This is a genomic window from Phycicoccus sp. CSK15P-2, from assembly GCF_016888005.1.
GTDB lineage: Bacteria > Actinomycetota > Actinomycetes > Actinomycetales > Dermatophilaceae > Phycicoccus.
Genome location: NZ_JAFDVE010000022.1, coordinates 1 through 12914, shown reverse-complemented (window position 1 = coordinate 12914; position 12914 = coordinate 1). Strand labels below are relative to the sequence as shown.

Here is a 12914-nt window from a genome sequence, read left to right as displayed (position 1 = left end):
CCGCGCGTCGCTCAGCTGACCGAAGGGCCTGCACCGCGGCGGAAGCCCGCGGGGCCCTCGGCGATCGCGACGACCTCCCACTCCTCGAGCAGGACCGGGGCCGACCCGATGATGTCGCTGCCGGGCGAGGTCGCGGCACCCGGCTCGAAGTCGGCGCGGAAGGAGCGGCGCTCCTCCTCGCTGTCGAAGACGTAGGTGCCCTCGAACCACTCGCCCTCGCGCATCCGCCACACCTTGAAGGCGAGGCCGTCGAGGAACATGAAGCGGGCGATGGACGTGCCGACGACGTACTCGCGCAGCCGGTCCGGGGCGTCGTCGGGGGCTCCGTCCAGGGACCAGCGCACCGTCAGTCCGTACCCGGCGTTCATCGCATCTCCTCCAGCCACCGCAGCAGCAGTCGTGTCCCGAAGCCGGTCGCACCCTTGGCGGTGAGCCCGGCGTCGACGTCCGAGCGACCGGTGCCCGCGATGTCGAGGTGCGCCCAGGGGCGCTGCCCGACGAACTCGCGGAGGAAGAGCGCCGCGGTGACGGCACCACCGCCGACCCCGGTGGCGATGTGGGTGAGGTCGGCGACGTCGGAGTCGAGAGCACGACGGTAGGTGTCCGCGAGGGGCATCCGCCACAGCGTCTCACCGGTCGTCTCGCCGGCCCGGGTCAGTGCCTCGGCGAGGGCGTCGTCGGTGGCGAAGACGGGAGCGACGGCGCGGGCCAGGGCGATGCGGGCCGCACCCGTGAGTGTGGCGATGTCGACGACGACGTCGGGGTCGAGACGGGCGTCGGCGTAGGCGAGGGCGTCCGCCATGACGAGCCGGCCCTCGGCGTCGGTGTTGCCGATCTCGACGGTCGTGCCGCCGTACTGGGTGACGACGTCCCCGGGCCGGTAGGAGGCCCCGCCGACGGCGTTCTCGGCGAGCGCCAGGAGGCCGGTGACGCGCACCGGGACCTCGAGCTCGGCGCAGGCGGCCAGCACGGCGAGGACGACGGCCGAGCCGGACATGTCGGTCTTCATGCCGAGCATCCCCTCGGCCGGCTTGACCTGGAGGCCTCCGGTGTCGAAGGTGATCCCCTTCCCGACGAGGACGACGTGCGGCGCCCCCGCGGCCGCGGACGGGCGGTGCGAGAGCTCGACGAGGCGGGGTGGCGTGACCGAGCCGGAGCCCACCGCGAGCAGACCGCCAAAACCCTCCGTGCGGAGGGCCTTCTCGTCCCGGACCCGAACCTCGAAGCCGGCCCGGCGGGCGACGGTGCGGGCCTGCGCCGCCATCCAGGCCGGGTTCTTCGTGTTGGAGGGCGTCATCGCCAGGCCGCGGGCCACGAGCTGGGCGCGGCTCTCGGCGACGGCCCGGTGCACGAGGGCCTCGGCGTCGGCCCGGACGACGACGGCGGAGTGCGCCGGGCGGACCGCGGCGACGGCACCCTCGCGGGTCCAGCGCGGCGAGCCCCAGCCGCCGAGAGCCGCGCCCTCGACCCACGCCGCCGTCGTGGCCTCCGAGCCCGCGGACAGGGCGTGGACCACGGCGGAGCGTCCGCGAGTCGCCCGGCCGACGGCCGCACCGGCCGCGCGGTACGCCTCGGCGGTGCCGTCGCCGACACCGACGAGCAGCACCCGCCGGACCGCCGCGGACCCGGGCCGCAGCGGCACGGTGCACACGCTCGCCACGGAACGGTCGGGGGCGTGGGTCTCGAGGAGGTCGGCGGCATCGGTGCCGGCCGCCTCGAGCGCGGCGGTGACGGCGACCTCGTCGCCGAGGGGGACGACGAGGTCGCGCTCGCCGCCGTCGCCGGCGAGGGCCTCGTCGAGCGACGGGGCGGTGGACCAGGCGGACAGGGGCGGGTCGAGGAGCACGTCGTGGGGCACCCGCACGACCCTACTCAGGGCGGACACGGCGGGGGGGCCCCCCCCGGCCCGGGGGGGGGGCCCCCCCCGGGGGGGGGCCGGGGGGGGGGGCCCCCCCCCCCCCCCCCCCCCGGGGCCCCCCCGGGGGCCCCCCCCCGGGGGGGGGGGGGGCCCCCCGCGCCGGGTGTCGTCCGGAGTCAGGACAGACCCTCGCAGTTGTCGATGGCCTTGCCGAGCGCACGGACCTCGTCCGGGGTCATCTCGACGACGAGCCGGCCGCCGCCCTCGAGTGGCATCCGCAGCACGATGCCGCGGCCTTCCTTCACGACCTCGAGGTCGCCGTCGCCCGTCCTGGGCTTCATTGCCGCCATTGGGTCAATTCCCTTCGTCACCGCGACCACGAAGGTCGAGCCGCGTTCTCGCGCGGCGCCCTACCGCCGCACAACAGGGCCTATTATCCCGCAGCGCTCCGACCTGACGAAATCCACACGCGCCCTTGTCGGTCGAGGTCACGGTGGGAACGAGCCCCATGGGGTGTACGTGAGCAGTGTGACGGTCCACCAGCCGATCCCGGCGACGAGGAGGAGGACGACCACCCCCACCCGGCGCCGCCAGTGCGGGACCACCCGCTGCCCGTTCGCCGTCCGCATCGCGACGGACGCGACGAGGGCGGCCAACGGGACGTCGAGGAGCAGGAAGCGCCACATCGACGTGATCGGGCGGGTCACGGCGAACATGTACAGCGGGTAGGCGAGCGCCCAGGCACGCATCTCGAGGCTGAGCCAGCGCCCGTGCCGGCCGAGGACGAGCGCCACGTACGTCGCGACGAGCCCGACGAGGACGAGCACCCCGAAGAGGCCGTGGGCGTCCCAGGCCCACTCGAGCCAGAGCACGTACGGCCCCAGGGCGGGCCGCTGCCCCCAGGCGGCCTGGACGTCGAAGAAGGCCGTGGGCACTCCCGTGGCGATCCCGGCCACGGCCGGCCAGGCGACCGCCGACAGCCCGAGCGCCCCCAGCATGACGACGGCCGACACCCGCTGCCCGGCGAGCGGCCCCACCGGGTCCCCCCGCTCCTCGCGCCAGCGGGCGACGAGGTGGATGACGACCGCCACCCCGAGCGCCGGGGCGACGCCACGGGTGAAGCCGAGCGGCACCGCCACGAGGGCCACGAGGACGTAGTGCCGCCGCACGAGCATGAGCAGCGCGGTCGCGACGAGGGCGACGGCCAGCGCCTCGGTGTACGGCTTGAGCATGACGCCGGTCGTCGGGTAGAGGCACCAGAGGCACGCCGCGACGAGCGCCAGCCGCTCGCGCTGGGGCTGCCGGTCGGCGTGGTAGCCGGTCCGGAACAGGGCGTGGATGAGCACCGCCGCGACGGCTCCCAGGACGAGGTTGAGCAGCATCCCCGCGGCATCGAAGGACAGCCCGGTGACCATCACGCCCTTCACGAGGTACGGGAAGAGCGGGTAGAAGGCCCAGGCGCTGTAGGTGATGAGGCCGTTGTCGGCGTCGCGGGGCAGCGGCACCGGGTAGCCGTCCTCGACGATCCGCCGGTACCAGACGCTGTCCCACAGCCCGAGGAGGTCGGACACCGTCGGGTCGTGGTGGCCGACGCCCGCCGGGTTCTGGAACCACTCGGCGGCCATCCACAGCGCGACGAGGCTCACCACGCGGGAGACGACGTAGACGACGAGGACGGTGCGCACCGGATGCGCCAGCGCGTGCCCGGCCAGCTCGTGCCGCCCGGCGGAGGTGAGCAGCCGGCGGAGGACCGACGTCCGCGTGCCGGTCTCCTGGCGGGTCCTCGTCCCGGCGGTCATCCGGCCTGCCCTCGGACGTCCCAGACGGAGACCCCGCCGACCCGGTCCGGCTCGCCGAACGCCAGCGAGAGCGCGGTGCGCAGGGCGTCGGCCGAGGGGCGGCCGTCCGGCAGCACGATCGCGTCCACGCGCCCGGCCCGGAGGTCGGCGGTGAAGCCGTCCACCTGCTCCGGCGTGGCGGGAGTGGGCACACCGCTCCGGGCCGTCTCGGCGAGCCACACCGTGAGGCCCGTGGGCGTGGCACCGTACTGGCCGCCTCGCTCGGGTGAGCCGTCCGGACCGACGAAGTAGCCCGCGACGACGGGGAACTGCCAGCGCGCCGCGGCCTGCCACTCCAGCGCCCGGGTGTCGGCGACGTCGGGCGGGGGCGCCGCGAGGACGGAGCCGCCGTCGTCGACGTACCCGCGCCACGCGCCTGCCGTGAAGAACGCCGGGACCGGGTCACGCGGGTCGACGACGAGGGGGGTGGGGACGACGGGCGCGAGCACGAGCGCCGCGGCGACCACGGCCAGCGCGGCGCCGGGCCCCTCGTCCCCCACCGCGTCGTCCACCCTGCGGCGCAGGGCCTCGGCACCGAGCGCCAGGAGCGCCCCGAACGCCGGGAGCGCCACGAGGGCGAACCGGGTGGGGAGGACGTTCTCGACGACCGGGACGTGCTCCAGGAGGGCCCACGGGCCGGGGACGCCGAGCGGGGTGCCGTGCAGCGTGAGCTCCTCACCGAGGCTGAGCCAGCACGACACGACGACGACGGCGGCGAGGGCCCGGACGACGGCGCTGCGCCACAGGAGGAGCACGGTGACGGCCGCGGCGACCCAGAGCGGGACGCCGAAGAACGAGTTCTCCTCGGTGCGGTTCATCGAGACCGCCGCGGACGCCCACGGATCGGCCCCGACGGTACGGGTGGCCCGTCCCCACAGCTGCGCGAGGTCGTTGCCCGCAGGCGGGTGCCAGATCGAGGTGTAGCTCTGCGGACCGGAGAACTGCCACCAGAGCGGGAACGCGACGAGGACCGCGGCCAGCCCGGCCGCCAGGCCGAGACCCTGCAGCGCGGGCCGGAGCGCCAGCCGCGCCCGGGCCCGCGCGTCGGAGAGGAGCACCGCACCGGCCACGCCGATGCCGACGGCGGCCAGGAGCAGGACCTCCTCGCCGATGAGCACCTGCCAGGCGACGAGGAGACCGAGCACCACGCCGTCACGGACCGGGCGCCGCCCCTCCGCGAGATGGAGCACACGGTCGACGACGAGCGGGACGAGGGCCTGGACGACGAAGTTCGGGTGCCCGTTGGCGTGCGAGACCATGCCCGGTCCGAAGCCGGCGAGCGCCGCACCGAGGAACGCGAGGGCCGGGTGGACGGCGAGCCGGCGCCGGAAGAGCACGTACCAGGCCGACGCCGTGAGGGCCAGACCGAGGAGCTCGACGAGGACGAACGTGACCTCCGGCCCGGCGAGGAGGGTCACCGGGGCGAGCGGCACCCCGAGCCCCAGGACGGCGGCGTTCGCCATGAGGTTGACGCCGTCCGGGAAGTTCTGGAGGTCGCTGATGAGGGGGTTGGAGAAGGTGACGAGGTTGTGCGCCGTGGCGCCGAAGTACCACTCGAAGGCCTGCTGGTCCTGGACGCCCTGGGACAGGTAGCCGGTACGGATGCCGGCGAGCAGGTGGCGCGTCACGTAGGCGGCGGCGACGAGGTACGCGAGCGGGGCGAGCCAGTCACCGGCACGCCACGGCGCGGGGTCGCCGGCAGTCGGATCCGTCCCGGCTGCCGGCCGGTCTCGAGGGGGCGGGTCGTCCCCCGCGTCCACCGGGCCCTCGGTCGGAGGTGCCGGCGCCTGCGGTTCGGCGAGGGCCACGGCCGACGCAGCGGGCTCCTCGCCGCGCAGCCGCGCGATCTCGACGTCGTGCGACGCGATCCGGGTGCGCAGCCGCTCGACGACCTCGTCGACCTGGTCCATCCGGTACCCGCGGACCGCCGTCCGGAACGAGTCGGCGCTCCCCACGGCCGCGGCCCGGGCGCCGCCGGGACGCAGCGCGAGCCATCCGGCGACGGCCGCCAGCGCGAGCAGCGCGGCCGCCGCGGCGAGCAGCGACCAGGTCATCGGGCACTCCCCCGGCCCGGCGCGGCCCGCTCGGCCCCGCTCACGAGGCCGTCGACGACGCGTCCGAAGAGCACGGGGCCGAGGCGGTCCCCGAGCGGACGGGTCACGCGGCGCAGCCCCGGGAGCCACAGCTCCTCGGTCCACTCGACCCGGCTGCCCTCGGGGGAGTCCTCGACCGTGATGTCGGCCCAGCCGCGCAGGAACCAGCCGGTCTTGACCAGGCGGAGCCGACGGCCGGGCTCGAGGGCCGTGACGAGCATCCGGTCCGCGCCCGCCAGGGGGCCGACGCGGGTCACGGCTCGGACCTCCGTCCCGAGCGCGAGGTCGCCGGCGACCTCGACGTCGGTGAGCGGCACGTGACGGGTGTGCTCGGGCAGGTCGGTGACGACCGCCCAGGTCTGCGGCGCCGGGAGGGAGGTGCTGCGGTGCACCGTGAAGGCCATCAGGCCTCCTGGTCCCGAAGCCGGGCGAGCTCACGCTCGCGGTCGGCGAGCTCGTCGCGCAGCGCGTCGAGCCGGGCGTCGACGTCCTCCGGACGGTAGCCCCGGGGCGCGGTGTCGAAGTGCACGGAGTCGACGTCGGAGGCCTCCGGCTCGGTCCCCAGGCCGTGGTCCGGGGTCGACGTGGTGGCCTCCGCCAGCCCGTCGACCCGCAGCCGTCCGGACGCCACCGCGAGGGTCGCGGCGACGAGGGCCACCCCGGTGAGGAGCAGGAGGACGATCGGGACCACGCGCCGATCCTACGGCCGCGACCTGCGGCTACTCCGGCCGCACCGGGCCGCCCGGACCTCCCCGCCCCGCCACCCGGTCGGCGTCGACGACGACACCCACGGCCTCGTCGACGTCGTCGGTGACGGTGAGCAGGGCGAGGTCCTTCGCCCCCACCGTCCCCTGTACGGCCGCGGTCCCCTGTAGCCAGTCGACGAGGCCACCCCAGAACGCGGACCCGAGGAGCACGATCGGGAAGCTCGTCACCTTCTGGGTCTGGACGAGGGTCACCGCCTCGAAGAGCTCGTCGAGGGTGCCGAAGCCGCCCGGGAGGACGACGAAGCCACTGGCGTACTTGACGAACATCGTCTTGCGCGCGAAGAAGTAGCGGAAGTTGACGCCGAGGTCGACGTGCTCGTTGAGGCCGGCCTCGAAGGGGAGCTCGATGCCCAGGCCGACGGAGGTGCCGCCGGCCTCGAGGGCGCCCTTGTTCGCGGCCTCCATCGCACCTGGGCCGCCGCCGGTGATGACGGCGTAGCCGGCTTCCACGAGCGCCCTCCCCACCCGCTCGCCGAGCGCGTACTCCGGGGCGTCCGGGCGGGTGCGGGCCGAGCCGAACACGCTGACCGCCGGCCCGAGCTCGGCGAGCGCACCGAAGCCGTTGACGAACTCGGACTGGATGCGCATGACACGCCACGGGTCGGTGTGCAGCCAGTCGGCGGACCCCCGCGTGTCGAGGAGCCGCTGGTCCGTGGTCGACCCCGGCACCTTGGACCGGCGCATGACGACCGGCCCCTGGTAGTAGTCGCGGTCCTGCGAGGGCGTCATGTCCGTCACTCTAGGCCGGTCCACGAGTGGCCCCGGGTGCCGCTGCCTCCGCGCGTCAGCACAGCCAGCGGAGCAGCGCGGCCTCGCACTCCTCGTACTGGGCGACGGGACACTGTTCGTCGTCCATGTGCGCGAGGTTGGGGTCGCCCGGCCCGAAGTTCACCGCGGGCACGCCCATCGCCGAGAAGCGCGCGACGTCGGTCCATCCCTGCTTGGCCCGGGCGGGCAGGCCGAGCGCCTCGACGAAGGCGCGGGCCGCGGGGAGGTCGAGCCCCGGGCGGGCGCCACCGGCGTTGTCGACGACCTCGACCTCGAAGCCGGAGAACACCTGGCGGACGTGGGCATCGGCCTCGGCCTCGGAGAGGGAGGGCGCGTACCGGTAGTTGACCGTGACGACGCAGCGGTCGGGGATGACGTTGCCGGCGACCCCGCCCTCGACGCCGACGGCGTTGAGGGCCTCGCGGTACTCGAGGCCGTCGACCTCGACGGTCTCCGGCTCGTAGGCGACGAGGCGCGCGAGGATCTCGGCGGCGTCGTGGATGGCGTTGTGCCCCTTCCACGGCCGCGCGGAGTGGGCCGCGATGCCCTTGGTGGAGACCAGGGCCCGCAGGGTGCCCTTGCAGCCGCCCTCCACCCGCGCGTCGGTGGGCTCGAGCAGGACGGCGAAGTCGGCGTCCTCGACGAGGTGCGGGGCCTCCTGCTGGACGTGGAGCAGGCCGTTGAACCGGCTGTCGATCTCCTCGGCCTCGTAGAAGACGTACGTGATGTCGCGGGTGGGCTCGGGCACCTCGTGCAGGACGCGCAGCATGACGGCGACGCCGCCCTTCATGTCGACCGTGCCGCGGCCCCAGAGCACCTCGCCGCCGGCGCCGTCGACCCGCCGGGTCGGGAGGTTCTCGGGGTCGGTGGTCAAGGGCACCGTGTCGAGGTGCCCGGCGAGCACGACGCGCTCGTCGCGGCCGAGGGCGGTCCGGGCGACGACGGTGTTGCCGATCCGGGTGACCTCGAGCCGGCCCGTCGCGCGGACCGCGGCCTCGACGGCATCCGCGAGAGCGGCCTCGTCGAGGCTCACCGACTCGATGTCGCAGACCGCCGCCGTGAGGCTCGTGACGTCGGCGGAGAGGTCGAGGGACGGGGCTCCGGGTGGCATGCCGTCCACCCTAGTGAGCGGGCCGGACGCGCTGTGGGGTGCCCGCGCCGCCCCCGTACCCTGGACGGCATGACGCGCACCGCCTGGGGCCACGGGCTCCTCACGACCACCGGGACCGGCACGGTCCTCGACGCCTGGTACCCCTCCCCCGCCCTCGGTGAGCCGGGGGGCGCCGGAGAGCTCGACGCGCCCGCAGGGCTCGAGGCGCTGGTCGGCCCGGACGACGCGCGTGGCGTGCAGCGCGAGATCCGGCTCGTGACGGTCGACCTCGACGCGGCACCGGTCGACACCGCCGACGCCTACCTGCGCCTGCACCTGCTCTCGCACCGCCTCTGCGAGCCGAACTCGATCTCGCTCGACGGCCTGTTCGGCGTCCTCCCGAACGTGGTGTGGACCACGCAGGGCCCGTGCGCCGTCGAGGGCTTCGAGACGACTCGCGCCCGACTCATGGCCCGCGGTCCGGTCCAGGTGCTCGGCGTCGACAAGTTCCCCCGGATGGTCGACTACGTCGTCCCGGGCGGAGTCCGCATCGGCGACGCGGACCGCGTGCGGCTCGGCGCGCACCTCGCGAGCGGCACGACGGTCATGCACGAGGGCTTCGTCAACTTCAACGCCGGCACGCTCGGCTCGTCGATGGTCGAGGGGCGGATCAGCCAGGGCGTCGTCGTGGGCGACGGCTCGGACGTCGGCGGCGGGGCCTCGACGATGGGGACGCTCTCCGGTGGCGGTACCGAGCGGGTACGCATCGGCGAGCGCTGCCTGCTCGGGGCGGAGGCCGGCCTCGGCATCGCCCTCGGTGACGACTGCGTCGTCGAGGCCGGGCTGTACCTGACGGCAGGGACGAAGGTCACGCTGCCCGACGGCACGGTCACCAAGGCCCGCGAGCTGTCCGGCCAGAGCAACCTCCTGTTCATCCGCAACTCGGTGTCGGGCGCGGTCGAGGCCCGGCCGCGGGACGGCCACGGCATCGTCCTCAACTCCGTCCTGCACGCCAACGACTGACCACCGGAGGGACTTCGCCGATGCCCCGCACGTCGAGGGGTGCCCTGACCCTCGCCGAGGAGCAGCCACGCGGCCGTGCCGCGCGGGTCCTCGCCGGGGTCGTCGGCGTGCTCGTCGTCGGGGTGCTCGGCGTGGCCGGCTACCAGGGGTTCCAGCGGGTCGTGCACACGCTGTCCAGCCAGCGGTGCCAGGTCAGCGCGGGCGGTGCCACCTACACCTGGGCCCCCGACCAGTCGAGCAACGCGGCCGCGATCACCGCGATCGCGGTCAAGCGCGGGCTGCCGCCGCGAGCCGCCTCGATCGCCCTGGCCACCGCGATGCAGGAGTCGAAGGTGCGCAACGTCCGGTTCGGCGACCGTGACTCGCTGGGGCTCTTCCAGCAGCGTCCGTCGCAGGGCTGGGGCACCGCGGAGCAGATCCTCGACCCCGAGTACTCGACGAACACGTTCTACGACGCGCTGGTCGAGGTCGACGGCTACACCGAGATGGACATCGCCGAGGCGGCGCAGGAGGTGCAGCGCTCGGCCGCCGGGTCGGCGTACGCCCAGCACGAGGGGCAGGCGAGAGCGACGGCCTCCGTGCTGTCCGGGCAGACGAGCGCCGGCATCGGCTGCGCGCTGCGCGACCCCGAGGCACCGGGCGACGCCGAGGACCTCGCCGCATTGCTCCGGAAGGACTTCGGTCTCGCCGGGGAGGTGGACGGGGCGACCGTGACCGTCCGCTCCGACGGCGACCTGCCGTGGGCGGTCGCCTCCTGGGCCGTGGCCCGGGCGACCGACACCGGTGCCGTGCGCGTCACGCTCGACCGCTACCGGTGGGAGCGGTCGATGGCGGACACCTCGCTCACGTTCACCCGGCTCGACGCGGACGACTCCGGTGCCGGCGACCCCGGGCACGTGGTCATCGACCTCGCCACCTCCTGAGGCGCGGTCACCCGACGAGGACGAGCGCCAGGAGGAGCGCGAGCGCCCGGCGGGCCACCGGGTCGAGGTCGCCGACCACGAGGTCGAGCCGGGACGACAGGCAGGCGTCGAGCTCGTCGGCGACGTCCAGGCCCGCGTCCGTGAGGCGGGCCTGCCTCACCCGCTGGTCGTGCCATGCGGGCTCGCGCTCGACGAGGCCGCCCTGCTCGAGCCCGGAGAGCACGGCGGACATGCGTTGCGGGCTCCGACCCAGGTACTCGGCGAGGTCACCGCCCCCCGACGGGCGGGCCCGGACCCGGCGTAGCACCTCGAGCTCGAGCAGGTTCAGCTCCGACCCGGCCCGAGCGAGGGCTCGGTCGAGCTGGGTGTCGAGGGCCGCGGAGGCAAGGCGCAGCAGCAGTGGGAGGTCACCGGCGAGGTCGACGTCCGGATGGTGCATCCGGTACGCGTGTCGTCGCTCCAGGCGTACGCGCTGCTCCAGCAACTCCACCAGCTCGGCCACCGACCGGTCGGGCTCCGCCCTCCCGCTGCTCGTCACGTGCCCACCCATCTCCACGCTCGCCTCCCCTGGTCCTGCGCCTCCGCCGCCGGTGTCCACCGCGCGTCCGGAGCACCATCACCCGCCCGACGCCCGGAACCATCCTGCCCGGGGCGGCGCACGAGGCTCGGGCGTTGTCCACAAGCCCGATGACGAGGAGACGTGAAGGCGGTCGAGGAAGTAGGGGTCGTCACCAGGCCAGGTGAGACCACCGGGCAGGGAGGCGGGGCCAGGCACCCCGTGCCATGGGGGTCGGCAGAACCACTACCGCGCCGGAAGCGAACCCTTCACCCGCAGTATTAGCTCTGCCGAGGGGTCTCCCCTCCCCCGTCCGCTGGAGGCCGCGGGCAGGCGCCAACCCGGGCGCCCAGGGCAGGTGCAGATCGTGGCGCGCGGAACGCCCAGGGCAGGGACAGGTCGTCGCGCCCGAAGAGCGCCGCGCAGACGAGTAGGGGCGTGGCCGCTCAGCGCTGGTCGAGCGGCACGTAGTCACGCTCACCCTCGCCGGTGTACACCTGGCGGGGCCGGCCGATCTTCGTCGTCGGGTCCTCGATCATCTCGCGCCACTGGGCGATCCAGCCGGGGAGCCGGCCGAGCGCGAACAGCACGGTGAACATCCGCGTCGGGAAGCCCATCGACTTGTAGATGAGCCCCGTGTAGAAGTCGACGTTGGGGTACAGCTTGCGCTCGACGAAGTAGTCGTCCGCCAGCGCGATCTCCTCGAGACGCATGGCGATCTCGAGCAGCTCGTCGCCACCCCCGGCCTTCTCGAGGATGGAGTGGGCGGTGTCCTTGATGATCGCCGCGCGCGGGTCGTAGTTCTTGTAGACCCGGTGCCCGAAGCCCATGAGCCGGACGCCGTCCTCCTTGTTCTTCACCTTCTTCATGAACTCGTCCGTGGAGTACTCGGCGCTCTGGATCCGCTCGAGCATCTCGAGCACCGCCTGGTTGGCGCCGCCGTGCAGCGGCCCGAACAGCGCGTTGATCCCGGCCGAGACGGATGCGAAGAGGTTGGCGTGCGAGGAGCCGACGAGCCGGACGGTGGACGTCGAGCAGTTCTGCTCGTGGTCGGCGTGCAGGATGAGAAGGAGCTCGACGGCCTTGACGATGTCGGGGTCGACCTCGTACTGCGTCGCCGGGACCCCGAACGTCATCCGGAGGAAGTTCTCGACGAGCGAGAGGTCGTTGTCCGGGTAGAGGAACGGCTGGCCGATCGACTTCTTGTACGCGTACGCCGCGATCGTCGGCAGCTTGGCGAGCAGGCGGATCGTCGAGATCTCGACCTGCTCCTGGTCGAACGGGTCGAGGCTGTCCTGGTAGAAGGTGGACAGCGCCGACACGGCGGACGACAGCACCGGCATCGGGTGCGCGTCGCGCGGGAAGCCCTGGAAGAAGCCCTTGAGGTCCTCGTGCAGCATCGTGTGGTCGCGCACCCGGTCCTCGAAGTCCTCGAGCTGCGCGGTGGTGGGCAGCGTGCCGTAGATCAGCAGGTACGAGGTCTCGAGGAAGGTCGAGCTCTTCGCGAGCTGCTCGATCGGGTAGCCGCGGTAACGCAGGATGCCGGCGTCGCCGTCGATGTACGTGATGGCGCTCGTGCAGCTCGCGGTGTTCGTGAAGCCCGCGTCGAGGGTGACGTTCCCGGTCTCCTTGAGGAGCGCGGAGATGTCGTAGCCGCTGTTCCCCTCCGTGGCGGGGACGAGGGAGAGGTCGAGCTGCGTTCCCGCAGCGTGGAGGGTGGCTCCGTCGGTCATGTCGCGATCCTCGGGGGTTCGTGGTGGCTCGGACGTCCTTTCGACCCTACCCGCCCGTAGCCGGGGCGTGAAACGCGGCCGTCGACGGTCGAGCCGGAGCGGCCCGGCACGATCAGGCTGCGCCGCCGACCCGCACAGTCAGACGGTATGACGTGACGCCCTCGCGGTGAGGGGGTTGCGGGCCGGGGCCTCGCTCACGAGTGTTCGTGGGTTACCGAGCAGGAGGCGCCTGCTCGGCCTATCCACAGTCGTAGGAGGCCCCGGT

At 73.9% G+C, this 12914-nt stretch carries 13 protein-coding genes; 2 read left to right on the top strand and 11 right to left on the bottom strand.

The window, feature by feature from the left end:
• Positions 1 to 11: 11 nt before the first annotated feature.
• The 9 genes from JQN72_RS12840 to dapE all read right to left on the bottom strand — a co-directional run bounded on the left by JQN72_RS12840 (position 12) and on the right by dapE (position 8435).
• Positions 12 to 368 carry a hypothetical protein gene (locus JQN72_RS12840; protein WP_204135520.1) on the bottom strand — a complete coding sequence of 119 codons (357 nt, stop codon included), beginning with the start codon at positions 366 to 368 and terminating at the stop codon, positions 12 to 14.
• Positions 365 to 1858 (bottom strand): M17 family metallopeptidase, encoded by a 1494-nt coding sequence (locus JQN72_RS12835; RefSeq protein WP_204135519.1) that lies wholly within the window; start codon positions 1856 to 1858, stop codon positions 365 to 367. Before JQN72_RS12835 ends, JQN72_RS12840 begins: the two co-directional genes overlap by 4 nt.
• Before the next feature lie 176 nt (positions 1859 to 2034).
• Positions 2035 to 2208 carry a DUF3117 domain-containing protein gene (locus tag JQN72_RS12830; protein WP_204135518.1) on the bottom strand — a complete coding sequence of 58 codons (174 nt, stop codon included), beginning with the start codon at positions 2206 to 2208 and terminating at the stop codon, positions 2035 to 2037.
• Positions 2209 to 2346: 138 nt separating this feature from the next.
• Positions 2347 to 3657 (bottom strand): hypothetical protein, encoded by a 1311-nt coding sequence (locus JQN72_RS12825; protein ID WP_204135517.1) that lies wholly within the window; start codon positions 3655 to 3657, stop codon positions 2347 to 2349.
• Positions 3654 to 5750, bottom strand: a complete 2097-nt coding sequence (locus tag JQN72_RS12820) for a glycosyl transferase (RefSeq protein WP_204135516.1) — start codon at positions 5748 to 5750, stop codon at positions 3654 to 3656. Before JQN72_RS12820 ends, JQN72_RS12825 begins: the two co-directional genes overlap by 4 nt.
• On the bottom strand, positions 5747 to 6193 hold the full coding sequence (locus JQN72_RS12815) for an SRPBCC family protein (RefSeq protein WP_204135515.1): 447 nt from the start codon (positions 6191 to 6193) through the stop codon (positions 5747 to 5749). Before JQN72_RS12815 ends, JQN72_RS12820 begins: the two co-directional genes overlap by 4 nt.
• A complete protein-coding gene (locus tag JQN72_RS18940; RefSeq protein ID WP_204135514.1) occupies positions 6193 to 6480 on the bottom strand; it encodes a DivIVA domain-containing protein in 288 nt (95 codons plus the stop codon). The genes JQN72_RS12815 and JQN72_RS18940 overlap by 1 nt, the downstream gene beginning before the upstream one ends.
• Before the next feature lie 28 nt (positions 6481 to 6508).
• Positions 6509 to 7285: a TIGR00730 family Rossman fold protein gene (locus tag JQN72_RS12805; protein ID WP_204135513.1), complete on the bottom strand. Its 777-nt coding sequence runs from the start codon at positions 7283 to 7285 to the stop codon at positions 6509 to 6511.
• Between the two features lie 55 nt (positions 7286 to 7340).
• Positions 7341 to 8435, bottom strand: coding sequence for a succinyl-diaminopimelate desuccinylase (gene dapE, locus JQN72_RS12800; RefSeq protein ID WP_204135512.1), 1095 nt, complete (start codon positions 8433 to 8435; stop codon positions 7341 to 7343).
• A gap of 69 nt (positions 8436 to 8504) precedes the next feature.
• Here dapE and dapD point away from each other — a divergent pair, with 69 nt between their 5' ends.
• Both dapD and JQN72_RS12790 read left to right on the top strand, forming a co-directional pair.
• On the top strand, positions 8505 to 9437 hold the full coding sequence (dapD, locus tag JQN72_RS12795) for a 2,3,4,5-tetrahydropyridine-2,6-dicarboxylate N-succinyltransferase (protein WP_204135511.1): 933 nt from the start codon (positions 8505 to 8507) through the stop codon (positions 9435 to 9437).
• 20 nt (positions 9438 to 9457) lie between these two features.
• Complete coding sequence (locus JQN72_RS12790) at positions 9458 to 10360, top strand: hypothetical protein (protein WP_204135510.1); 903 nt, start codon at positions 9458 to 9460, stop codon at positions 10358 to 10360.
• Positions 10361 to 10367: 7 nt separating this feature from the next.
• Here the strand turns inward: JQN72_RS12790 and JQN72_RS12785 are convergent, their stop codons facing one another.
• Positions 10368 to 10898, bottom strand: coding sequence for a MarR family winged helix-turn-helix transcriptional regulator (locus JQN72_RS12785; protein ID WP_204135509.1), 531 nt, complete (start codon positions 10896 to 10898; stop codon positions 10368 to 10370).
• Between the two features lie 464 nt (positions 10899 to 11362).
• A complete protein-coding gene (locus JQN72_RS12780) occupies positions 11363 to 12649 on the bottom strand; it encodes a citrate synthase (protein WP_204135508.1) in 1287 nt (428 codons plus the stop codon).
• Positions 12650 to 12914: the final 265 nt, after the last annotated feature.